A 23598-nucleotide genomic window follows, 5' to 3' on the forward strand; every position below is an offset into this window, starting at 1 on the left:
TTTATCGCTAGTAATATAAAGATGAAAAGCAGTACAATTCCGACCGAATTGACTGCTTTTTCAGTTTTTATTGCCAAATATCTATACCAACCAATATTTTTAATTATCAAATAGGTTATATATGTTTCCAACTCGCTGTAATCCTTTATTTTTAATTATTACAATTAGTTTAGGATTAACTCATTTTAGCTTTGCAAATACAGATATTGATCCTGCATTATTAAAACCAGCCGTTGATCGTAATAAACAACAAGATCCTCAACATTGGTTTGAAACTAAAAAATCTCATAACACATTCCCTCTTAAACACACAGTAGGTGGCTTAACTTACGATGAAGAAGATCTTTTTACTATCGGTCGTTCTTTTTTTAGTATTCCTTGGGTGGCTGCACCCAGTGCAACAACAGCTCGTGATGGTTTAGGTCCATTATTTAGTGCAAATACTTGTGCAAGTTGTCACGGAAAAAGAAATTTTGGACGCATTAAGGATGAAGACGGCAATATTAACCGTGCGTTAGCCTTTAAATTTATTGATGTATCAAAGCACTATGATTTTAATAAAACCTTTAAAGCACAACACGTAGATCCTGTTTATGGCGGGCAACTTTCAATCAATGGTAATTCAAATGCACCTTTTGAAGCAAAACCTGTCATTGAATTTGAATATAAAACAGACTATTTTGATGATGGCACAAAAGTCACTTTGCAAAAGCCTATTCCGTCTCTTAAAGAATTAAATTATGGCTCGCTCGCACCACAGACTTATATCAGTTTAAGAATGTCGCCTATGCTTGCAGGAATGGGATTGATTGAAGCACTCACCGATGAACAAATTATTGCGAATGAAGATCCTGATGATAAAGATAATGATGGTATTTCTGGACGAGTAAACTGGGTTTATCATCCTTATACACATCAAAAAATGGTGGGGCGTTTTGGGTTGAAAGCACAAGCATCTTCTCTTGCGATGCAAACTGCTGATGCAGCTGCTCACGATATGGGATTAACCAATCGATTCTTTCCAAAAGAACATTGTATGCAAACGCAAACAGAATGTCTAAATGCCCCTGTTGGTCGACCATCCCCTGAAGGCTTATTAGATTTACCTGATTTACGTTTAAAAGGCATTGCATTTTATGTAGCTCATTTAAAAGCACCTAAACCTTTACCGAAAGATCAGTTCATAAAAGGGCGTAAGCTCTTTAATGATTTAGGTTGTTCATCCTGCCATAAAGAAAATTGGACAACTCCTTCTGGTACGGAATTCTCGCCATTTAGTGATCTTTTAGTACACGATATGGGTGAGGGACTCGCGGATAAACGCAATGAATTTATGGCAATAGGTTCAGAATGGCGAACCCAGCCATTATGGGGGTTAGGCATAAAATTGAAAGCAAAATTAAGCCTACTTCACGATGGACGAGCTGAAACCATAGAACAAGCCATATTCTGGCACGACGGTGAAGCAAAAGAAGCGAAAAAACGTTTCAAAGCATTACCAAAAGAACAACGCCAACAACTTATTGAATTTTTGGAGAATTTATAATGAAAAGTATAAAAAAAACGATCGGCATTTTAATTTGCTGTATGCCAACATTGGTTTTTGCAAATAATGTCGAAAAAGAGACCGCTATCCTCACGTCAATTTATGATAACGTCATCGTAAAAGATGCGCATCAAGCAAAACAGTCTTGTGATATTTTCCTCAATGACTTAACGAAAAATCTCTCACAAGAACGTTATCAACAAGATTTCAAACATCTTGTTTTAGATTGGAAAAAAGTAGAAGCCAACTATATTGCAGGAGATATGGATTCGGATATGATTGACATACCCGCATATTTAGACATTTTCCATACGGGCAATGAAGATGTACCAAAGAGTATTCTGCGTTTACTTGATAGTGATCAAGCTGCAGAAATGGCTCTCTTTAAAAACTCCTATAAATCCTTTTCTGCTCTGGAAACCGTCTTATATCCTGAGAAAAATTGGGGAGAACGAAATATTCATTTTTCTCAAATAATGCTTGGTGCAATCTGTGATCATCTGACTGAAATTGATGAATTTTATCAAACAAATAAAACACAATTTATCAAAGATCCAAATAAAGCGATTAAAATGATCATTGACGTAATGGCAGATCGCGTATTTAAACTTAAAGATTGGCGATTAGGTGATCCTGCGGGAGTAACCAGTAAATACAAAGGCTACCCAGATCCTATGCGTGCTGAATTTCCATTGAGCCAGTTAGGTATTGATTCAGCAAAAAGCATCGTTGAAGCACAACGTGCATTACTCGGTAAACAAGATTTTGATAATTTTGCTACTTTATTACGTACACGAGGTATTGGTGAAGGTGCAGATACCGCACAGCAACATTTAACAGATATTAGTCATAAATTAAACCAATTAAGTGAGTTCACGCCCGATATGGTGAAACCAATTATGCTTGATTTAGCTCATCTTTATTTCACCTATTACAGTACCATTTTAGAGCAATTGCCTGTAGAAGGTAAAATTCTAGAAGCGGATGGTGATTAGGCTAGCGGGGTAAAATGGATATTATCCAGAGTTACTTTTTAAATCCAAATCAAAGAGTGTACTGGCTCTATTTAGTCAGTACACTTTGCCTTATTGCAATTTATGGGGTATTCGTCTATTTTGCAAGCGGTCAAATTATTATAAAAAAAAGCAAATTAACGAGCTATTGGTTTCATCCAAGTGCCATTTTAGATTACCTTTATTTTGTATTAAACACACTGATTAAGGTCTTTCTGCTCGCCCCCTTACTACTTTCAGCAAAAACAATCGCATTGTGGATTTGGCAAGGTTTAAGCTATCTCAAACCTGATATGATGTATTCCATACAACTTCCTAGCACTGTGATTATTGCTATCTACTCACTGAGTCTTTTTGTGGTTAGCGATTTTACTCGCTATTGGCTACATCGATTTTTGCATACTATCCCTATTTTATGGGCATTTCATAAAGTCCATCATAGCTGTGAAGTATTAAATCCCATTTCATTTTATCGAATCCACCCTGTTGAAAATCTACTTTTCGGCATTCGTTATTCTCTGTCAACAGGTTTGGTCACCGGTGTTTGTTTATGGTTATTTGGGGCAAAATTAGGTGTTTGGACAATTCTAGGTTGTAACGCTTTCATCTTTATTTTTTTACTTTTGGGCGCAAACCTGAGACATTCACATATTTATTTATACTATCCCAAATTTATCGAACGATTTTTTATTTCACCCGCACAACATCAGCTACACCACACGGCTCAATTTGCGAATAAAAATTATGGGGGATATTTGGGAATTTGGGATTTTATTTTTGGATCGTGGCAAAGTGCCGCAGATATAGAAAAACCTAAACGATTCGGTTTTCCAAAAACAATGGCACAGCCTTATCGCACACTGGGTGGGTTACTTTTTCAACCTTTTATTGATATTTTACATATTGGGAAAAAACGCGATGAAAAACGTCAAAAACAACAACAAAACGTTTCATAAACGTCATATTTTATCAGCATTAGTACTTGGCATATCGTTAAATTCCGCTTATGCCCTAGACACTCAAACACAGCAAGCTATTAGTAAAGATAAACAAGCTCTCGCAAAAATAGAACTCGGTAAAAAACTCTATTTTGATACAGCTCTGTCATTAAATGGCACGCTTTCTTGTGCTTCTTGCCACTCTCCAACGACAGGCTTTGTGGATATACGTCCTTATAAAAATGGGGCGATTGTTGCCTTAGGTGATGATGGGCATTCAAAAGGAAATCGTAACGTACCAACCGCAGGCTATGCGGCATTCTCGCCAACATTCCACTTTGATGAAAAACAAAAAGAGTGGACAGGCGGGCAATTCTGGGACGGTCGTGCGGATACTCTTGCAGAGCAAGCAGGTGGTCCACCGCTTAACCCAGTTGAAATGAATATGCCAAATAAACAGGCAATTATTGATCGCTTAAAAGCAAAACCATTTTACCAAAAAGCCTTTGTTCAAACTTACGGACAAAATATTTTTGATAATACAGAAAAAGCCTATACCGCGATGACCGATGCTATTGAAGCTTTTGAAAAGAGCCAAGATTTTAGTCCTTTTGACTCAAAATATGACCGCTTCTTAAAAGGCGAATATGAGCTTGAAGTATTAGAAGATTTAGGTATGACACTCTTTTTCTCAAATGATAATGTGAGTTGTTCAAATTGCCATAAATTATTCCCAGAAGGCAACCAACAAGAAACCTTTACTAACTTCCAATATCGCAATATTGGCACACCTAAAAATCTTGAATTGATTAAAATGAATAATTTAGGTGATAGTTTTGTTGATAGAGGCTTAGCTGAAAATCCAAAACTAAAAGGTCAGCCAAATCTAAAAGAATTAGAGGGTAAATTTAAAACGCCAACGTTGCGTAATGTAGCAGTAACAGGACCTTATATGCACAACGGTGTCTTTAAACATCTAAGAACTGTGGTTGAATTTTATGATAAATATAACAATCACGATCGCATTTTAAATCCTGAAACGGGCAAACCTTGGGGCGAACCAGAAGTACCTGAAACAGTGGATATGGATGATCTTCGTGCAAAACGAATGACCGATCGCAAAATTGATGCCCTTGTTGCGTTTATGAAAATGCTCACTGATAAACGCTATGAGCCAATGCTTGAAAAATTGGATAAGCAAGAAGCATTATTTTGGCAAGAAAAGGAAAAACTGAATAAAGAAAAAAGTAAATAAATATTGATTAAAGTTAAATAAAATCGATCCTTTGTTTTAATTTTTCTAAAATAGTTATAAAATGAACTGGAATTTTTAACTTTTTTAAGGAGATTTATGATGGGGACTGCTGGTTATGCCGCATTAACAGTGTGTGCAGCATTAGGAATGATTGTATTTATCGCGTCTAATATTTTTTAATCGAATATAAAAAAGGAGAATTAAATTCTCCTTTTTATTTTTTAGAACTAGTCTAGTATTTCAACCGCTACATCCGCACTCAAACCACGCACTAATTGCGATCCTTTTCTAGCACGTTCACCACGATAATTATTGATATCTTCCGGTTTTAAACGAATTTTACGCTTACCCGATAAAAATACTAACGTACTCGTTGGCTTAATTAACAATACGCGTGCTAATAATTCAGAACGCTCTTTCGCCGCTTTGGTAGAAATATTGATGATTTTATTTCCCTTACCTTTTGAAAGCGTTGGTAAATCACTTAATGGGAATACCAGCATTCGCCCTACACTACTCATTGCAACAAGAGATAATTCCTCTTCATTTTCAATCAGTTGTGGTGGCAACATTTTTGCATTTTCTGATAAAGAAATGACCGCTTTACCGGCTTTGTTGCGAGACACTAAGTCATCAAATTTACAAATAAAACCATAACCTGAATCTGATGTCATCAATACTTTGGTTTCAGGCGGAGCCATTAACACTTGCTCAATCACCGCACCATCAGGCAAAGTGATTTTTCCTGTGATCGGCTCACCCTGTGAACGTGCTGAAGGCAATGAAAGCGGATCAACCGCATACGATCGCCCTGTATTATCAATAAACACCACAGGTTGATTGCTCTTACCATAAGCGTGAGCAAGATAGCCGTCTCCGGCTTTATAGTTCAAGCCTTGCACGTCAATATCGTGTCCTTTGGCACAACGTACCCAGCCACGTTCAGATAAAATTACTGTTACAGGCTCGGTCGGCGTTAAATCACTTTCTGAAATCGCTTTCGCTTCTTCACGCACCACAATTGGGCTACGACGTGGGCTTGCAAAGGTTTTTGCATCTGCTTGAATTTCTTTTTTGATTAACGTATTTAAACGTCTTTCTGAGCCTAAAATAAGTTGCAGATGATTACGCTCTTCTTGTAATTTTGATTGCTCTGCTTGCAATTCGTGTTCTTCTAATTTTGCTAAATTACGCAAACGTAAATTCAAAATCGCTTCAGCTTGAGTATCTGTAAAACCAAAACGCTTCATTAACTCAATTTTTGGTTCGTCTTCATTACGAATAATGGCGATCACTTCATCAATGTTCAAATAGGCGATCAATAAACCATCTAAAATATGTAAACGTTTTAGGATTTTATCTAAACGATAATTTAAACGACGAGTGACTGTCGCACGACGGAAACTCAGCCATTCTGTTAAAATCGCATCTAGACTTTTAACTGCGGGTTTACCGTCTAAGCCGATCATATTCATATTGACACGATAGCTTTTTTCCAAATCCGTCGTGGCAAATAAATGCCCCATTAAACCGTCAAAATCAACACGATTAGAACGTGGCACAATCACAATACGGATCGGATTTTCGTGGTCAGATTCATCACGAATATCATCAACCATCGGTAACTTTTTATTACGCATTTGAGTCGCAATTTGCTCAATAATTTTAGACGGTGACGCTTGATGAGGAATAGCGGTTATCACAATCTCGCCATCTTCTTTTTCCCACACCGCTCGCATTTTTATTGAACCACGTCCCTGCTGATACATTTTCTTAATATCGGCTTTTGGCGTAATAATTTCCGCATTTGTTGGATAGTCAGGACCTTGCACCACCGTCAATAAATCATCAAGTGTCGACTTTGGATTATCCAATAATATCACACTGGCTTCAGCTAATTCATCGATATTATGGGGTGGAATATCCGTTGCCATACCAACCGCAATCCCCGTCGTACCATTTAATAAAATATGCGGTAAACGTGCCGGCAAATATTTTGGTTCTTCTAATGTGCCATCAAAGTTAGGTTGATAATCAACTGTCCCCTGCCCTAATTCCCCTAACAATAATTCAGAAAATTTAGCGAGTTTTGATTCCGTATAACGCATTGCCGCAAAAGATTTTGGATCATCTGGTGCACCCCAGTTTCCTTGCCCATCAACCAAAGGATAGCGATAAGAAAACGGCTGAGCCATCAACACCATTGCTTCATAACAGGCACTGTCGCCGTGTGGGTGGAACTTACCCAACACGTCCCCAACGGTTCTCGCTGATTTTTTATATTTTGCTTGTGCGTTTAAACCTAGCTCCGACATCGCATACACAATGCGACGTTGCACCGGTTTTAGACCATCCCCAATAAAAGGCAAGGCACGATCCATAATTACATACATTGAATAATTCAAATACGCTTCTTCGGTAAAGCGTTTAATCGGCATTTGCTCAATGCCTTCGTAATTTATTTCTGTTGTCATCTTATTTTTCTTTAAATTTAATGTGAAATTTTGCGACCAATTATAACAAATTTTTTAGGATAAATTCGCTTTATAATCAAAGCGATGAGTTATTCAGGTGTTTATAATAGACCTTTTTAACGTGAAGTAAACTAACAAGTTTCAAGGTAGGTTTAATCAATAGCTGAGCACTTCCCACAATAAATAACCACGTACCATCAGTAACTAAGGCATCAGATAAAAAGAAAAAGCTCCCAATTAAAAACCAAATTGCAATAAATAGATCGTTAATCGCCCCTAATATTTCATAGCGACGTTGAATAATAACGTGTTTGTGAGTTAAATCTAATCCCTTCATTTTCTGCTCTCTTTACTTTCGAAGAGCTAGATTTTACCTTAATTTGCGGATGATTGTAATGACTGCTCTAATTTAATATGAATGGAAGCCAAAACAAGCGGTCATTTTTTATTGAGAATTTGCAAAAAACATTCTATAAATGACCGCTTTAATACTTGGTATTATAAATCAAAAATATTTATTTTATTAGCCTTAACAATTTGCTCTTTTGTCATCTCTTTTTTTACTATTTCTAAGAATACGCGTCCTTGTTCTTTAATCGATGTATTATGGCTATACTCAGTATATTTAAAGTAGGCGTAAGCCAATGGTAAGTTTTGTTCAACGCCTTGTTCTTGATAATACATTATGCCCAATAAAAGCAAAGCAGTGTCATTACCTCTATTTTGCACTGCTTCTTTCAGCCATTTCATTGAGTTTTTATAAGATTGAGCAACGCCACTTCCATAATAATACATCACACCAACTAAACTTTGTGCATTGCCATATCCTTTTTCTGCCGATTTCTCAGCAAGTTTAAATGCCTTATTGTTATCTATTGTCGTACCAACTCCTCTGTAATACATTGATGCTAATTCAAACAATATTTCAGGATCGGAAAAGCCATTTTGGACTGCTTTATCATACCATTCAAAGGCTTTAACATCAGATTGTGCCACGCCCAATCCGTGTTGATACATATTGCCTAAAACACTTTGAGCCGTGATATTTCCTCGCTGAGCCATAATTTCGGTATATTTAAAGGCTTTGGAATAGGATTGCTCTGCACCTTTACCTAAATAATATATTTTTGCTAGTTCAAAATATGCGTCTAAATTTCCAAATTTTGCTGATTTTTCAAAAAATTTTATCGCTTCTGAATAAGACTGCGGCACACCCGTTCCGTTGTAATACATTTTACCGAGTGCAAGTAGAGCCGTAGGCTCATTAAATTTAGCTGCTTTTTTAAACCATTTTGCGGCTTCTGTATAAGATTGCTTGACGCCTGTCCCATTATAATAGGCTACGCCTAAATAGTGTTGTGTTGCAACATTGCTAGCAATTTCTTCTTCTGCATCAGGTTTTAACCACTCAATAACTTGTGGATTTTTGGCAAAATAACTTGGATTGCTATTTAATAACTCTCTAAAAAATTGTATTGCTGGCTGATAGCGTTGTTTTGTTGCTTCAATGAGCCATTTTACTGCATCAGGGTAGGATTGAACGGCTTTTTCTTGGGCGTATATTTTACCTAATACAAATTGAGATCTAACATAGCCTTGTTCAGCTGACTTATTGAACCACTCAATCGCTTCGGAAAGTGATTTTTCAACACCTAATCCAGAATAAAGCATTCGGCCAATAAGATATTGCTTCTCTGAATCGCCTTTTTCTGCGACTTTTTTATACCACTTGAAAGCCTCTTTGTAGGATTGTATTACACCTTGCCCAATCTCATACATATAACCTAAATTTGATTGAGCATCATCAAGCCCTTGTTCCGCTGATTTTCTAAACCACTTTTCTGCATTTTTAAAAGATTGCTGAACGCCTAATCCTTTGTAATAGAACTGTCCTAGCGTATATTGTGCGTGTTGATCCCCTTGCTCAGCTGCTTTTTTAAACCATTTGAATGCCAAAACATTTGATTGAATAACCCCACCGACTCCTCGATAGTACATCAGAGCTAAGTTATATTGAGCATCAACATCACCTTGCAATGCTTTTCTTTGGGTTTCTTGTAATGCTGGCGGAGCTACTGCATAAGAATAAGAAATAGAGATGAAAACATTAAAGAGAATAATAAAAAACAATCGTATAAGAAACATTCTTATTCCTTATTTATGCTAGGTAAGATTTGTTGAATATTAGAATATAATTGCACATAAAACAAGCTACTTAACCTTGAAAATAATCAATAAATTAAAACGAAATTATTATTTGCAAATTTTATTAAAAATTACACCGCTTCACTATTTCATCGAACAAAAAAGACTGATTCCTATTAAAAACAGAAATCAGTCTTTATATTTAGTATTTTAATTATCAGCTATCCAATTATAGTTTTGGACCAGCTTCTTTTAATGCAATTGTTGCTTCGTTAGTTGCATATTTCTCGAAGTTTTTAGCAAAACGAGTTGCTAAATCTTCTGCTTTTTCTTGCCATTGAGCTACATCTGCATAAGTATCACGTGGATCTAAGATTGCAGGATCAACACCTGGCAATGCTGCTGGGATTGATAAATCAAAGATCGGTAATTTGCTCATTTCAGCTTTATCGATTGAACTATCTAAGATTGCATCAATAATTCCACGAGTATCTTTGATTGAGATACGTTTACCTGTACCGTTCCAACCAGTATTTACCAAGTATGCTTCTGCACCTACTGCTTCCATACGTTTAACTAACACATCAGCATAACGGATTGGGTGTAGTGATAAGAACGCTGCACCAAAACAAGGAGAGAATGTTGGTGTTGGTTCTGTAATTCCACGTTCTGTACCCGCTAATTTCGCTGTAAATCCAGATAAGAAGTAATATTTCATTTGTTCTGGTGTTAATTTAGAAACAGGTGGTAACACACCAAATGCGTCAGCTGTTAAGAAAATCACTTTTTTCGCGTGTCCTGCACGAGAAACTGGTTTAACAATGTTATCAATATGATAAATTGGGTAAGACACACGTGTATTTTCTGTTTTTGAGTTATCGTCAAAGTCGATAGAGCCATCTTCACGAACCACAACGTTTTCTAATAATGCATCACGACGGATTGCACGGAAAATATCTGGTTCATTTTCTTCTGAAAGATTGATTGTTTTCGCATAGCAACCACCTTCAAAGTTGAACACACCGTCATCGTCCCAACCGTGCTCATCATCACCAATTAGTTGACGTTTTGGATCAGTTGAAAGCGTTGTCTTACCTGTTCCTGATAAACCGAAGAATACAGCAACATCACCATCTTCACCTACGTTTGCTGAACAGTGCATTGATGCAATACCTTTAAGTGGTAATAAGTAGTTCATCATTGAGAACATACCTTTTTTCATTTCACCGCCGTACCAAGTACCACCGATTAACTGGATACCTTCTGTTAAGTTAAATGCAACAAAGTTTTCAGAATTTAAACCTTGTTCTTTCCAGTTAGGGTTAGTACATTTAGAACCATTCATTACCACGAAGTCAGGTTTGAAACCTTCTAATTGTTCTTTAGTTGGACGAATGAACATATTTGTTACAAAGTGAGCTTGCCACGCAACTTCTGTTACGAAACGAACTGCTAATTTATTTTGCTCTGTCGCACCACAGAAAGCATCAACAACAAATAAACGTTTTCCAGATAATTGACCTGTTACCAATGTTTTTAAACTTGCCCACGTTTCTTGGGTCATCGGTTTATTATCGTTTTTTACTTTTTCTTCTGTCCACCAGAAGTTTTCTCTTGTTGTATCATCTAAAACAATATATTTATCTTTTGGAGAACGACCTGTAAAAATACCAGTATCGACAGCAACACAGCCAGTATCTGTTAAAGTACCACGCTCAAAACCTTCTAATCCAGGTTTCATCTCTTCTTCGAAAAGTTGCTCGTAAGTAGGGTTATAAACTACTTCTGATACACCAGTGATTCCAACAAGTTCTAGTTCTTTAATGATTGACATAATAGTCTCCTATAAGTTAAGTTAATATTAATTGAGTGGTATTATAGGACGTTTAAAAATTAAAAACTGTTACCTACTTCAAACTTTTTAAAGTTGGCTAACCCAATAATATGATTTCAATCAAATTTAGTGCATATTTACTAAAATATTAGTAGAATAAAATCTTAAATTAAGGACATAAAATGCAAAAAACATTATCAATTATTAAACCAGATGCAACCGAACGCCATTTAGTTGGTGAAATTTTGGCTTATCTGGAAAAAAATGGCTTTACAATCTGTGGATTGAAGAAAATTCAACTGACCAAAAAGCAAGCAGAAGGTTTTTATGCTGAACATCAAGGCAGAGAATATTTTGAACGACTCATCAACTATATGATTTCTGCCCCAGTAGTTGTTGCTGTACTCTCAAGAGAAAATGCGATTCGCAAATATAGAGAGCTAATGGGAGCAACCGATCCTAATGAAGCAGCAGAAGGAACAATCCGTAAACTTTATGCGTTAAATAAAACACATAATTCAGTTCACGGATCAGATTCAGAAGAAACAGCAATGCAAGAAATCGCCTACTTTTTTAGTGATGATGAGATTGTTGAATAAGCTAATTGCTTTTTGACACCACTCGATACAAATCTTTACTATAAATTACACCACTTGAATTTTCACTTTCAACGCCTTTGATACTTGGATCAAGGGCGATATTCTGTTGATACTGAAATAATGGTAAAATCACCACATCATCTTCCAATTGCTGAATCACTTGATACAGTAAATTTTGACGCTCAGCAAAATCTAAATTATTACCTTCTAATTGTTCAAGCAACTTATCCACTATCTCATTTTTATAACTCATCTTATTATCAGGGCTTTTTGAATGAAAGTGCGTAAGAAATTGTACAGGATCAGGGAAATCAGCACACCACCCAGAACGAATCATTTGAAATTGCTTACGCTCTCTTATCCTTAATAAATCTTGCCAAGTCACTTCCTTCAAATCCACTGTGAATAAATCTGAACGACATAATGAACGAACCATATTATTCGCGATTTGATAATGATTACCTTGATTATCAACCGTCAGCGTGATTTTAAGTGGATTTTTACTAGTAATATTTTCATTCGCTAATAACTCTTCTACTACTATTGGTTTCCAATGATTGGTCTCATTAAAATACATCGAATTTGGCAAAATTGAGCTATTTGGTATGCCTTCCTTTTCAACCACTTTATTCACTGATAACATTCCCTTAATTGCCTGACGAATAGGTTTACGTTGCATTAAAGGATCAGCAAAATTAAATTCATAAAAAGAAGTACAAAGTTTTGGTAGTTTAACTATATTCTTTGAATATTCCTCAGAAGGATTATCAATTAAGTCATAATTTTTTAGGGCATTAAATGAATTTATACGATTATAAATCACTTTTTGGAAAGGTATTGAAGATTGCGTTGCCGTTAACGTTAATTGGTTATATTCCTTTTTCTTTAATTTATAAGCACCATTACTAATGAATCCTTCTTCTAAATTTGGGGCTTTGCCTTGGTAAGTCGGTAAAAGTGCAGAATGAGCTAACATTAACGGAAGTTGAAAATTAACGCGGTTTAATTCAATTTTAATGATATGTTGATCTATTGCCATTATACCAAGATCAGTTGCAAATTTTTGTCCTAAAATAACCGCTTCAGCATTCTTAATCCCCATATAAATTAAATAATCTGATAAAGGCGAATGATTTTGTACATTTGCCAAACGTTGCCAACTTAATACAAAATCTTGTGCAGTAACAGGTGCATTATTAGACCATTTAGCATTTTTTTTGAGATAAAACACCCACGTTCTGCCATCTTCACTTTGCCAGTTCTCCGCAACCCCAGAAACAACTTCACCTTTATTATTAAAAATCATTAAGCCTGTTAATAAATCTCTTAAAGGTGCGGTATAAGCTGATGAAGTAACAAAAATAGGATCTAACTGGAATGTTTCACCGTATAGAACACGGCTCAATGTATGTTCTGGTTGGGTATTCAATGATGGTTTAATAGGTGTTTTAATTTGATCGCAACCTGTAAGAAATAAAATCAGGAGACCAATAAAGCCCCCAATTCTTACATTACGTATATTCTTAAACCATCGCATTATCACACCTTTTAATCAATATTTAAGCATTCACTAAAGCAGGGAATAAATTAGCAATACCATTAACAATAAACTCAATTCCTAATGACATCAGAATTAACCCCATAATACGAGTAACCACGTTAGTCCCCGTTTTACCTAATTTTTTAACTAAAGGGGCTGAAAAGCGTAATGCGACATAACAACTCACTGCGAACACAATAATAGCAACACTAAATCCAACATAATCAACCCATTCATTGTATTGTGTTCCCCATACAATAGTTGAGCCAATTGAACCAGGTCCAGCCATCATTGGCATAGCAAGAGGAACAACACCAATGTTGTCATATTCTGATACATCCGTATTTCGTTCTTCTTTATTTTGCTTATGCTCACCTAATTTTCCGTTAATCATCGTAATTGCAATAGAAGTAATCAAAAAACCACCAGCAACACGAAAAGAATCTAATGAAATGCTAAAAGTATCTAAAATTAATTTTCCAAAAAAAAGAGAAATCAATAAAATAATACAGACAGAAAAAGTAGTAACAAACGTAGTATGATTACGTTCTGTCTCATATTGATGTTCGGTCATACTATAAAAAATAGGTAAAAAGCCTATTGGGTTCACAATCGCAAACAAACCAATAAGAAACTGAAAATAAATTGAAAAATTAATTGTTTCCATAAAATTATAAAATTAAAGCCGTAAATATTTCGGCATTATATCTGTAATTTGAATATGATGAAATCAATAAATACTTTTTTATAAATTATCTATTATTTCCAACGCATCATAGAGTTTTTTAATCGTAAAGACTTCCATTCCAGCAATCGCTTTTTTAGGTTTATTAGCAAAAGGCACAATCGCACGTTTAAAACCGTGTTTTGCAGCTTCGCTAATACGCTCTTGCCCACTTGGAACAGGTCTAATTTCTCCGCCTAACCCAACTTCCCCAAACATAACCAAATCTTGTGGTAAAGGACGATTTTTAAAACTTGAAATAAGAGCTAATAATAAGGCTAAATCCGCACTGGTTTCTGTGACTTTTACACCGCCAACTACATTCACAAACACGTCTTGATCCGACATTTGCAAACCACCGTGTCTATGTAAGATAGCCAGTAGCATAGATAAACGATTATGCTCTAACCCCACAGCGATTCGGCGTGGATTTGCGAGCATTGAGTGATCCACTAAGGCTTGAATCTCAACTAGAAGTGGACGAGTTCCTTCCCAAAGAACCATAACAGAGCTGCCTGCGGTCTGTTCTTCGCTACGGCTCAAAAATATTGCTGATGGGTTTTTCACTTCTTTCAAACCTTGCTCTGTCATACCAAAAACCCCTAATTCGTTTACAGCACCAAAACGGTTTTTATGGCTTCGCAAAGTTCGATAGCGAGAATCCGCTTCTCCCTCTAGTAAAATAGAACAGTCGATACAATGCTCTAATACTTTTGGACCAGCAAGCGTACCATCTTTAGTTACATGTCCAACCATTATTATCGCAACTTGGTGCATTTTGGCATAACGAGTTAAAAACGAAGCACATTCTCGCACCTGAGAAACACTACCGGGTGAAGATGAAATATCAGCGAGGTGCATCACTTGGATTGAGTCGATGACCATTACTTTTGGCTTTTCTTGATCCGCCAAATTACAAATTTGCTCAACGGACGTTTCTGATAACATTTTTAGATTTTCAGTCGGCAAATTTAAACGTTTTGCTCGCATTGCAACCTGTTGTAATGATTCTTCCCCAGTAACATACAATGTGGGTAATTGGTTAGATAAGCCACACATTACTTGTAATAATAAGGTACTTTTCCCTGCTCCTGGATGTCCACCAATTAAAATTGCACTACCTGGAACAATACCGCCACCAAGAACACGATCTAACTCTTTAAAACCACTACTTAAACGAGGCAATTCCTCAAGACTAATTTCAGATAACTTTTGGATTTTCCCTGTGGTTTCCCCTGCATAACCACGCAAGCGGTCATTTTTTGCGTCTTTTTGTGAAACTAAACGCACCTCTGAAATGGTATTCCACGCCAAGCAAGCCTTACACTGTCCCATCCAACGCGAATAATCTGCGCCACAATCACTACATACATAAGCTGTTTTAGGTGCTTTTGCCATTGAAAACCTCTTTTTCTATTTATAAGATTTAGGGAAAAAATTCAAATTTATATATTATTTGTAGGACAGCATTAGCAATTTATTGCGTATATGCTCCCGTTTCTGATAGTAAAATGAACGAGAGGATATTCCATTCGCTTTGCTCATTTCATCCTTCCCTACAAAATATTCATTAACTAAAAATTTAAAATTTTTACTTGCCCTACTGATTTTATTTTGTGTCATTCTATCAAAACACTGTCTAAATAAACAGTATCAAAAAGTTATTTTTTCGATCTCAATCGCAAAAAAGATGTTCTCCCTTAGATTTCTCTTTTTAAAGCGGTCAATATTCCTAAGCATTTTACAAATACAGGAGAAAATTATGCAAAAAATCCACTTTAAACGTCCACACGCCTTTACCCTTATTGAATTGATGATCGTCATTGCTATTATCGCTATTTTAGCCACCATTGCGATCCCGTCTTATACAAGTTACACCCAAAAAGCGGCACTTTCTGAAATATTAAGTGCTTCTGCACCTTATAAATCCGATGTAGAAATTTGTATCTATAATTCAGGCGATAAAACCAACTGTAACGGTGGTTCAAATGGCATTCAAGCAGATAAAACCTCTTCTAATGCAAAATATCTGAATAGTATTACAACTGCGGCGGGTGTGATTACAGTAACAGGTAAAGGAAATATCGCAGATTATAGCTATACCCTAACCCCAACCTACGCAAATAATAATGTGAATTGGAAAGCCACTTGTACAGGAAAAGACAGCGATACAAGTATCTTCCCAGCAGGTTTCTGTTCAAACTAATACAACTGAAATAACAAGCTCATCAGGAAAAAGAAAATGCAATATAATATTTACGATCTAACTAATGAAAAAGTATGGACAATTTCTGAAAAAAGGTGGCAACAAAATGGCGAGGATCATCAGCTTTTATTACGCTACTTCGCCCTGCCTATTCAAGAAAATAATACCACGCTATGGCTCGCGATTGATGATGAAAACAATCTCAATGCCTGTGAAATCTTTTCATTTTTGACCCACAAAATTATTGAACCGATTTTAATTTCTTCTGATGAGCTTAAATATTTATTAAATGAATTATCACCGACACAAAATATTGATAATCAGCTTAATGAACCTCAGCTTGTGCTATACAACCAACAAAATCAAAAAGAAGACATCAATTATCAAGACCCCATTATTCAGTTATTAGATGATATTTTTAAATATTGCTTGCAAAAAAATGCGTCGGACATTCACATTGAGCCACAAAAAGAGATTTTGATTATCCGTTTAAGAATTGACGGTGTATTGCATTGCTATAAGCGTATCTCCCTTAATATTGCCAGCCGTATTATTTCCAGAATAAAATTATTAGCCAAATTAGACATTAGTGAAACTCGCCTGCCCCAAGACGGACAATTTTGCTTTCAAACTCAACTAAATGAACGGCTAGATTTTAGGGTATCCACACTTCCCACCCATTATGGCGAAAAATTGGTGTTGCGATTACAAAAAAATAATCCGACAAATTTAGATTTTTTAGCCTTAGGGCTTAATCCTTCTCAAAAAGAAACATTAGTGAACGCCCTTAATCAGCCACAAGGCTTGATTTTGGTAACCGGTCCAACAGGAAGTGGCAAGAGCATTACGCTATACAGTGCCTTAAATCATCTTAATCAAACAGATAAACATATTTTAACCGCCGAAGATCCCATTGAAATTGCGATTGATGGGATTATTCAAACCCAAGTCAATCGTAGTATTGGCATTGATTTTAGCCAACTGTTACGTACCTTCTTACGTCAAGATCCTGACATTATTATGCTTGGTGAAATTCGTGATAGAGAAAGTGCAGAAATTGCATTGCGAGCGGCTCAAACTGGGCATTTAGTCCTTTCTACTTTGCACACCAACGACGCTCCGTCTGCGATTGAACGTTTGTTACAACTTGGCATTAAAGAGTATGAAATTCAGCATTCTTTACAATTAGTGATTGCACAACGTTTGGTTAGAAAATTATGTACCCACTGTTTAGGCAAAAGTTGTGAGCATTGTTTTAACGGCTATAAGGGGCGAATAGGTATTTTTCAATTATTATCAAAAAATGCAAAAACCTTTGAAAAAACAACCGCTTGTTTGGATTTCAAAAATTTATATGAAAGTGCAAAGCAAAAAGTAGCCCAACAACAAACAGATTTAACGGAAATAGCGAGAATAATTGGCAATGAAAATCTATGAATTTCAATACAAAGCGAATAATCGTTTTTCACAGCGTCAAAAAGGTAAAATTCTTGCTACAACAACTCAAGAGGCTGAAAATAAATTACTTCAAAAAGGGTATAGCCATATAAAAATCACGCGTAATTTTCACTTTTCAACCGCACCTAAAAATAAGCAAATTACCGATTTTATTAGCCAGTTGGCATTGTTGCTCAACGCTCACATCACTTTAAAACAATCTTTAATGCTTTTGCTTGATAGCACAAAAAACATTCAACTTTATTTATGGATAAAACAACTGATTCAATTATTAGAATCGGGATATACACTCTCTAATGCTTTGATAAAATTAGATAAATATCTCAAGCCCCAAGAAATTCAACTTATTAAAATTGCCGAACAAAGCGGTCAATTATCGACAATTTTTTACAATATTGCGAAAACCCAAGAAAAATCGCAAAAATTAGCCCAAAAAGTCAAAAAAATTCTTTTTTATCCTGTTGTTGTACTGATTATTTCTATCACCGTTTCACTGCTATTATTGATTTTTATCGTGCCACAATTTGCTGAACTTTATCAATCCAAAGACAAAACTTTACCTTTGATTACCCAACTATTATTTGATAGCTCACAATTTTTGAATAATTATTCCTCTCTCTTGTCATTTTTAAGTTTATTTTTATGCTTTATCATTTTGATTTTAAATAAGAAAACGAAAATTATCGCAAAACTAAAATTCAAGCTTTTAACCATTACACCGATTTTTAACACTATTTTTAACGACAATAGAATTATTTTTTTCTGCCAAAATATCGCCCTAATGCAAAAATCAGGCGTACCACTCAATATGGCGTTATCCTCTTTTTTTTCTGAAAAAGATCCCGACCTTATCTTGCAACAAGAAATCTCAAAAATATTGCAATATCTCAATCAAGGATTCGCATTTTCTTACGGATTAAACCCTGCTCTATTTGGCGATCAAATCATACAAATGATCAACATTGGCGAACAAAGTGGGCAATTATCTCAAATGCTAGAACACGTTGCCGAGATAACAGAACAGCAATTAGATTACAAAATTGATATCCTTTCTCAAATGCTTGAACCGATTTTAATGCTGGTAATTGGTGGAATTATTGGCGCTATTATTCTTGGTTTATATTTGCCTATTTTTGATATGGGGACATTAGTTTAATGATTACTATTTATATGCTCACAATGGTTATTGTTGCTTATTGGTTTGAAAAAGAACTGACAAAATTTCCTTTTAAAATCAATCGTCAAATCTTTCAAGAATATCAACAAATCACTAATGGAAATTTATTTTTCTATGATTTTTTAAAACAATCAAGCCTGAAATATAAACCGCTAAGAGCGATAAAATCACTCTATTTATTACTCCCTTTCATCGCGTTTTTATTTCAAAATGAAAGTGTATTTATCCTTATCGTTTTAGCTATTTTAGTTTATCTGTCATTTTTAGATTTTAACTATTACCTAACCGACATTAAGTACATTGCCATTATTTTTATAAGCGGTCTAATTTTTGTCACTTTTTACCAAAACAGTGCCATTGAAGAAAATATTTTCTCGCTCTTATTCAGCTTAATTTTCTTTGCCAGTATTCATTTAATCTGCTCTTTTATATATAAAAAAGAAATGCTCGGCATTGGCGATAGTTTACTGATTATCTCACTCTCTCCCCTATTTCATATTGAACAATTATTAGCCTTACTGCTTTATGCAAACTTGCTCGGTATCATCTTTGCAAGCGGTTATTTTTTTATAAAAAAATACAAAATTTCTCGTTTACCTTTTATTCCGTTTATTAGCCTTTCGACTTTCATCCTGTTTATTGATAAAATTTCCTAATATAAAGGAGAAATTTATGAGTTATATCGTTGGATTAACAGGTGGCATTGGTAGTGGTAAAAGCACTATTGCGAGATTATTTGAGAAATACAACATTGCAATTATTGACGCAGATATTGTTGCCAGAGAAGTGGTTACCAAAGGATCGCCTTTGCTCGATCAAATTGTTGAGAAATTTGGATCACAAGTTTTACTTGAAAATGGCGAATTAGATCGTGAAGCATTGCGTCAAATTATCTTTAATCATAAAGAAAATACCGAATGGCTGAATAATTTATTACACCCTGCAATTCGTCAAGAAATGTTACGACAATTAGAGCAAGCTAATAGCCCTTATGTGCTGTGGGTTGTGCCGTTGTTGATTGAAAATAATCTGACTGAATTTTGCAATCGTGTTTTAGTCATTGATGTATTGCCTGAAATTCAGCTTGAACGTGCATCAAAACGAGATAGCAATAAGGTTGAATTGATTAAAAATATAATGAAGGCACAAGTCAGCCGAGAAAAACGGCTTTCTTTTGCTGATGATATTATTGAAAACAATTTACCACTTAGTGAAAATAGCAAAAATTTAGATAAACAAGTTGATGAACTTCATCATCTTTATTTATCGCTTGCAAAACACTTTAAAAAATAGGAATTAAAAAATGACAGAAACAATCGTAAACTGCCCGACTTGTGAAAAAGAAGTAATTTGGTCAAAAGAAAATCAATATCGCCCTTTTTGTAGCCAACGTTGCCAAATGATCGATCTTGGCGAATGGGCAAGCGAACAAAAGTATATTGCGGGAAGCGATGAAGAAAATGATTTGATGAGTGAAGAAGTTTCACAATATTAGTAGGAATACTTCGACAGGTTCACTAATCTAATTTACTTATTTTCGATTCCTGAGGCTGTCGAAAGAATTGCTTATAATCCAAAAGATATTAAAAACAATCCTTCTTTTTTCTCAATTCAATAAATTCAGCTAACGATTTCGCCATTAAAAATGGATTTACCTGTTTCTCTAAACCCATCGTTGAAGGTAAGGTTATTTTATCCTGACAACGCAATTCAGCCACTTGTTGAGTATAGTATTGTACCGCCTGATTATTTGGCATTACCACTTTAACAAACTCCAAATTGCTCTGGGTATATTCGTGTGCTGGGTAGATTTTTACATCATCAGCTAATTGTCCTAATCTCTGTAAAGTATCAAATTGTGCATTATAATCGCCTGTAAATACTCGTCCGCAACCCGCAGAGAACAAACTATCCCCACAAAATAAATGTTTATTATCAATTAAATAGCTAATATGTTCCGCTGTATGTCCTGCGGTTTTTATTACCTTTGTTTGAGAACCTAAACACTCGAATTCTTGCTGATCTACCATAATATGATTAGCAAATTGTGACACTTCTTTAGAGCCATAAATAGGTAAATTTGGATAATGTTCAACTAATTTAACCACACCACCGACATGATCGGCGTGGTTATAAGTGAGTAATATAGCGGTCGGATTTAGATCATTTTTTGCAAAAAAATCTAATAATTCGTCCGCTTGTGAAGGATCAACCACAATCACTTGATCCTTCTTTTGAATTAACCAAATATAGTTATCTGAAAGTGCTTTGATAGGGATAATTTGCATTTTTGCTATCTTGTTTTAAATGTTATCTTGTAAGAAAGAGAGCTGCCGCACCACGAGAGCCGCCCGCGTCACCATAAATGGCTTTTTTGATCACCGGTACTTTTGCCGAACGCATTAAATATGCTGGTAATGCTTTCGGTAAGGCTTCGTAGATATAGTCAAAATTAGACAATCCACCACCAAACACAAGCATATCTGGATCTAACACAGTAATGAGGTTACTAATACAGATTGCCATCAATTTTACATATTTTTCAACAAATTTGACCGCTTGTGGTTGGTTGTTATAGAAATTTTCAATAATAGTTTTAGCTGAAAGAGCCTCACCTTCAAGATCCTTATATAACATTTCAAACCCACGCCCTGAAATATAGGTATCCAAGCAAGCTCGATTACCACAACCGCACTCATAAATTGGGGCTTTATCCCAACCTAAAAGCTGTAATGCGTGATAATTTAATTGTTGATGACCCACTTCGCCAGCCATTCCAATTTTGCCTGAATGCACTTTGCCATTAAAAACCAATCCACCACCAAATCCTGTGCCAATAATCAATCCTAATACAGTTGAATATTGTTGATTTTCTTGATCCCACGCCTCTGAAAGAGCAAAACAGTTAGCATCATTTTCTGCTCGAACTTCACGCCCTAAACATTCGCTTAAATCTTTTAAAATAGGTTTATTGTCTGCGACACGAATATTGGTAATTTCTGCAATGCCTGTATCGTGGTTTACAAAACCCGGTAAACCAAGTCCAACATAGCCTTTGGTTTCAAACATCTTGTCTGCTTCTTGTACTAAATTTTTAATGGTTTCTAACCAATCTTCATAACTTGTTTGAGGGGTTGGTGTACGTTTTGAATATAATTTTTCTAATTTTTCATTAAAAACAGAAAGCTCTATTTTCGTACCACCAATATCTAAACCATAGTAAAAAGCCATTTGATTCTCCTTGTAAAATGAAACTAATGGTCGAATTATATAAGAAATTAGCAAAAAAAGTGTAAAAAAATATTTAAGCAAACGTTTGCGTCGTGTATAATTTGCATAATTCTTAATTTCTCTCTCTTAACATAAGGACTCCTTAATGAATAGTAAATTATCTTACACGATAGAAGATCATCCTCCATTCGCATTAAGTTTATTGTTAGCCATTCAACATTTACTTGCTGCTATTGGTGGGATTATCGCTGTACCGTTAGTTATTGGTAATGTGTTAAAACTTCCTACCGAAGATACGATTGTATTAGTCAATGCTGCACTACTTGTATCTGGTATTGTAACCATCATACAATGTCGTGGTATCGGAAAAATAGGCATTCAATTACCAGCTGTAATGGGGACAAGTTTTACTTTTGTTGCAGCTGCACTTGCAATCGGTTTTAGCGATGCGGGTGTAGGCGGTATCTTGGGCTCCTCTCTGATTGCATCTCTTGTGATGATTATTGGTAGCTTTTTTATGCCTTATATCCGTCGATTCTTTCCACCAGTTGTTACCGGCACTGTGGTTATGATGATTGGATTAAGCCTCATTCCTGTGGCTGTCGATTGGTTTGCCGGCGGACAAGTGGGTGACCCTAACTATGCAACCCCACAAAATTTACTTATGGCAATCTTTGTTCTGACTATTGTCATCATCCTAGTGCAATGGGGAAAAGGTATCTTCTCCGTTGCAGCTATTGTGATTGGTATGCTCATTGGCTATATTACATCTCTGTGCTTAGGCTGGGTTGATTTTTCAGGTGTAAAAGCGGCGAATATTTTTGCAATACCACAACCATTACACTTTGGTTTATCCTTCCCTATCTCGGGTATCATCGGTATGAGTATTGCCTATTTAGTCACAATAGTTGAATCAAGTGGTAATTTTCTAGCACTTGGAGAGGCAACAAATACTGAAATAACCCCTCAACACTTTAAGCGAGGTATTTTAGCTGAAGGATTAGGTTCTGCACTTGCAGCAATAATGTCCACAACCGCATTTTCAACCTTTTCTCAAAATATCGGTATTATTTCATTAACAGGGGTGGCAAGCCGTTATGTTGTTGCAATTACAGGTGCATTATTAGTCTTGGCGGGATTATTCCCTATATTTGGTGCATTGATCGTATCCATTCCGCTCCCTGTATTAGGTGGTGCGGGCATAATTATGTTTGCGATGATTATTTCAGCTGGTATCCAAATGCTAAACAGTGTAGAAAAAACGCGTCGTAATGGATTGATTATTGCAATTGCAATCGGGGGGGGATTAGCCGTAACCACTCGTCCTGAGTTATTAGATAAACTACCGGACTTTTTAAAAGAAGTATTCGGTTCTGGCATCACCGTTGGAGCATTATTAGCACTTCTGCTTAATCAAATTCTTCCTGAGGAATAAAAAAATAGACTGCTTAATCACAA

Annotated in this window: 21 protein-coding genes; 12 read left to right on the forward strand and 9 right to left on the reverse strand. The window is 35.7% G+C overall.

Annotated elements, in window-relative coordinates; all coding sequences use genetic code 11:
• The first annotated feature begins 121 nt into the window (after window positions 1–121).
• From DYE60_RS04205 to DYE60_RS04220, 4 genes are read left to right on the forward strand one after another with little or no spacing between them, the layout of a single operon-like run.
• Window positions 122–1546, forward strand: coding sequence for a di-heme oxidoredictase family protein (locus tag DYE60_RS04205; RefSeq protein ID WP_115315387.1), 1425 nt, complete (start codon window positions 122–124; stop codon window positions 1544–1546).
• On the forward strand, window positions 1546–2541 hold the full coding sequence (locus DYE60_RS04210) for an imelysin family protein (protein ID WP_115315388.1): 996 nt from the start codon (window positions 1546–1548) through the stop codon (window positions 2539–2541). The genes DYE60_RS04205 and DYE60_RS04210 overlap by 1 nt, the downstream gene beginning before the upstream one ends.
• Before the next feature lie 14 nt (window positions 2542–2555).
• Window positions 2556–3515, forward strand: a complete 960-nt coding sequence (locus tag DYE60_RS04215) for a sterol desaturase family protein (RefSeq protein ID WP_115315389.1) — start codon at window positions 2556–2558, stop codon at window positions 3513–3515.
• Window positions 3478–4752, forward strand: a complete 1275-nt coding sequence (locus DYE60_RS04220; protein WP_115315390.1) for a cytochrome-c peroxidase — start codon at window positions 3478–3480, stop codon at window positions 4750–4752. The genes DYE60_RS04215 and DYE60_RS04220 overlap by 38 nt, the downstream gene beginning before the upstream one ends.
• 227 nt (window positions 4753–4979) lie before the next feature.
• On the opposite strand, the gene parC is transcribed toward DYE60_RS04220, so the two are convergent.
• From parC to pckA, 4 genes are all read right to left on the reverse strand, one after another.
• On the reverse strand, window positions 4980–7226 hold the full coding sequence (gene parC, locus DYE60_RS04225) for a DNA topoisomerase IV subunit A (protein ID WP_115315391.1): 2247 nt from the start codon (window positions 7224–7226) through the stop codon (window positions 4980–4982).
• Window positions 7227–7302: 76 nt separating this feature from the next.
• Window positions 7303–7563, reverse strand: coding sequence for a YrhK family protein (locus DYE60_RS04230; RefSeq protein ID WP_115315392.1), 261 nt, complete (start codon window positions 7561–7563; stop codon window positions 7303–7305).
• A 161-nt stretch (window positions 7564–7724) separates the two neighbouring features.
• On the reverse strand, window positions 7725–9371 hold the full coding sequence (locus DYE60_RS04235; RefSeq protein ID WP_115315393.1) for a tetratricopeptide repeat protein: 1647 nt from the start codon (window positions 9369–9371) through the stop codon (window positions 7725–7727).
• 229 nt (window positions 9372–9600) lie between these two features.
• Complete coding sequence (gene pckA / locus DYE60_RS04240; RefSeq protein ID WP_115315394.1) at window positions 9601–11205, reverse strand: phosphoenolpyruvate carboxykinase (ATP); 1605 nt, start codon at window positions 11203–11205, stop codon at window positions 9601–9603.
• Window positions 11206–11387: 182 nt separating this feature from the next.
• Here pckA and ndk point away from each other — a divergent pair, with 182 nt between their 5' ends.
• Complete coding sequence (ndk, locus tag DYE60_RS04245; RefSeq protein WP_115315395.1) at window positions 11388–11804, forward strand: nucleoside-diphosphate kinase; 417 nt, start codon at window positions 11388–11390, stop codon at window positions 11802–11804.
• Between the two features lies 1 nt (window position 11805).
• On the opposite strand, the gene DYE60_RS04250 is transcribed toward ndk, so the two are convergent.
• From DYE60_RS04250 to radA, 3 genes are all read right to left on the reverse strand, one after another.
• On the reverse strand, window positions 11806–13341 hold the full coding sequence (locus DYE60_RS04250; RefSeq protein ID WP_115315396.1) for a peptide ABC transporter substrate-binding protein: 1536 nt from the start codon (window positions 13339–13341) through the stop codon (window positions 11806–11808).
• A 22-nt stretch (window positions 13342–13363) separates the two neighbouring features.
• Complete coding sequence (locus tag DYE60_RS04255) at window positions 13364–14011, reverse strand: YchE family NAAT transporter (RefSeq protein WP_115315397.1); 648 nt, start codon at window positions 14009–14011, stop codon at window positions 13364–13366.
• 78 nt (window positions 14012–14089) lie between these two features.
• Window positions 14090–15466 (reverse strand): DNA repair protein RadA, encoded by a 1377-nt coding sequence (radA, locus tag DYE60_RS04260; protein WP_115315398.1) that lies wholly within the window; start codon window positions 15464–15466, stop codon window positions 14090–14092.
• A 364-nt stretch (window positions 15467–15830) separates the two neighbouring features.
• Here radA and DYE60_RS04265 point away from each other — a divergent pair, with 364 nt between their 5' ends.
• The 6 genes from DYE60_RS04265 to yacG are packed head-to-tail and all read left to right on the forward strand — an operon-like array spanning window position 15831 to window position 20404.
• On the forward strand, window positions 15831–16274 hold the full coding sequence (locus tag DYE60_RS04265; protein ID WP_115315399.1) for a prepilin-type N-terminal cleavage/methylation domain-containing protein: 444 nt from the start codon (window positions 15831–15833) through the stop codon (window positions 16272–16274).
• Window positions 16275–16310: 36 nt separating this feature from the next.
• On the forward strand, window positions 16311–17711 hold the full coding sequence (locus tag DYE60_RS04270; protein ID WP_115315400.1) for a GspE/PulE family protein: 1401 nt from the start codon (window positions 16311–16313) through the stop codon (window positions 17709–17711).
• Entirely contained in the window at window positions 17698–18888 is a 1191-nt protein-coding gene (locus DYE60_RS04275; protein ID WP_115315401.1) for a type II secretion system F family protein, read from the forward strand. The genes DYE60_RS04270 and DYE60_RS04275 overlap by 14 nt, the downstream gene beginning before the upstream one ends.
• Window positions 18888–19565, forward strand: coding sequence for a prepilin peptidase (locus tag DYE60_RS04280; protein WP_115315402.1), 678 nt, complete (start codon window positions 18888–18890; stop codon window positions 19563–19565). Before DYE60_RS04275 ends, DYE60_RS04280 begins: the two co-directional genes overlap by 1 nt.
• Window positions 19566–19581: 16 nt before the next feature.
• Window positions 19582–20202: a dephospho-CoA kinase gene (gene coaE, locus DYE60_RS04285; protein WP_115315403.1), complete on the forward strand. Its 621-nt coding sequence runs from the start codon at window positions 19582–19584 to the stop codon at window positions 20200–20202.
• Window positions 20203–20212: 10 nt separating this feature from the next.
• Window positions 20213–20404, forward strand: coding sequence for a DNA gyrase inhibitor YacG (gene yacG / locus DYE60_RS04290; protein ID WP_115315404.1), 192 nt, complete (start codon window positions 20213–20215; stop codon window positions 20402–20404).
• 88 nt (window positions 20405–20492) lie between these two features.
• On the opposite strand, the gene gloB is transcribed toward yacG, so the two are convergent.
• Window positions 20493–21197, reverse strand: coding sequence for a hydroxyacylglutathione hydrolase (gene gloB / locus DYE60_RS04295; RefSeq protein WP_115315405.1), 705 nt, complete (start codon window positions 21195–21197; stop codon window positions 20493–20495).
• 22 nt (window positions 21198–21219) lie between these two features.
• Complete coding sequence (gene nagK, locus DYE60_RS04300) at window positions 21220–22140, reverse strand: N-acetylglucosamine kinase (RefSeq protein WP_115315406.1); 921 nt, start codon at window positions 22138–22140, stop codon at window positions 21220–21222.
• Window positions 22141–22285: 145 nt separating this feature from the next.
• Here nagK and DYE60_RS04305 point away from each other — a divergent pair, with 145 nt between their 5' ends.
• A complete protein-coding gene (locus DYE60_RS04305) occupies window positions 22286–23575 on the forward strand; it encodes a nucleobase:cation symporter-2 family protein (RefSeq protein ID WP_115315407.1) in 1290 nt (429 codons plus the stop codon).
• Window positions 23576–23598: the final 23 nt, after the last annotated feature.

The organism is Phocoenobacter uteri (assembly GCF_900454895.1).
Lineage (GTDB): Bacteria > Pseudomonadota > Gammaproteobacteria > Enterobacterales > Pasteurellaceae > Phocoenobacter > Phocoenobacter uteri.

Bases quoted from the DNA above. Each gene is read 5' to 3' on its own strand.
- DYE60_RS04205 (WP_115315387.1), top strand. From the start codon at position 122: ATGTTTCCAACTCGCTGTAATCCTTTATTTTTAATTATTACAATTAGT.
- DYE60_RS04255 (WP_115315397.1), bottom strand. From the start codon at position 14,011: ATGGAAACAATTAATTTTTCAATTTATTTTCAGTTTCTTATTGGTTTG.
- DYE60_RS04265 (WP_115315399.1), top strand. From the start codon at position 15,831: ATGCAAAAAATCCACTTTAAACGTCCACACGCCTTTACCCTTATTGAA.
- DYE60_RS04220 (WP_115315390.1), top strand. From the start codon at position 3,478: ATGAAAAACGTCAAAAACAACAACAAAACGTTTCATAAACGTCATATT.
- DYE60_RS04250 (WP_115315396.1), bottom strand. From the start codon at position 13,341: ATGCGATGGTTTAAGAATATACGTAATGTAAGAATTGGGGGCTTTATT.
- pckA (WP_115315394.1), bottom strand. From the start codon at position 11,205: ATGTCAATCATTAAAGAACTAGAACTTGTTGGAATCACTGGTGTATCA.
- DYE60_RS04210 (WP_115315388.1), top strand. From the start codon at position 1,546: ATGAAAAGTATAAAAAAAACGATCGGCATTTTAATTTGCTGTATGCCA.
- gloB (WP_115315405.1), bottom strand. From the start codon at position 21,197: ATGCAAATTATCCCTATCAAAGCACTTTCAGATAACTATATTTGGTTA.
- DYE60_RS04230 (WP_115315392.1), bottom strand. From the start codon at position 7,563: ATGAAGGGATTAGATTTAACTCACAAACACGTTATTATTCAACGTCGC.
- DYE60_RS04280 (WP_115315402.1), top strand. From the start codon at position 18,888: ATGATTACTATTTATATGCTCACAATGGTTATTGTTGCTTATTGGTTT.
- DYE60_RS04215 (WP_115315389.1), top strand. From the start codon at position 2,556: ATGGATATTATCCAGAGTTACTTTTTAAATCCAAATCAAAGAGTGTAC.
- DYE60_RS04235 (WP_115315393.1), bottom strand. From the start codon at position 9,371: ATGTTTCTTATACGATTGTTTTTTATTATTCTCTTTAATGTTTTCATC.
- DYE60_RS04305 (WP_115315407.1), top strand. From the start codon at position 22,286: ATGAATAGTAAATTATCTTACACGATAGAAGATCATCCTCCATTCGCA.
- yacG (WP_115315404.1), top strand. From the start codon at position 20,213: ATGACAGAAACAATCGTAAACTGCCCGACTTGTGAAAAAGAAGTAATT.
- DYE60_RS04270 (WP_115315400.1), top strand. From the start codon at position 16,311: ATGCAATATAATATTTACGATCTAACTAATGAAAAAGTATGGACAATT.
- DYE60_RS04275 (WP_115315401.1), top strand. From the start codon at position 17,698: ATGAAAATCTATGAATTTCAATACAAAGCGAATAATCGTTTTTCACAG.
- nagK (WP_115315406.1), bottom strand. From the start codon at position 22,140: ATGGCTTTTTACTATGGTTTAGATATTGGTGGTACGAAAATAGAGCTT.
- coaE (WP_115315403.1), top strand. From the start codon at position 19,582: ATGAGTTATATCGTTGGATTAACAGGTGGCATTGGTAGTGGTAAAAGC.
- parC (WP_115315391.1), bottom strand. From the start codon at position 7,226: ATGACAACAGAAATAAATTACGAAGGCATTGAGCAAATGCCGATTAAA.
- ndk (WP_115315395.1), top strand. From the start codon at position 11,388: ATGCAAAAAACATTATCAATTATTAAACCAGATGCAACCGAACGCCAT.
- radA (WP_115315398.1), bottom strand. From the start codon at position 15,466: ATGGCAAAAGCACCTAAAACAGCTTATGTATGTAGTGATTGTGGCGCA.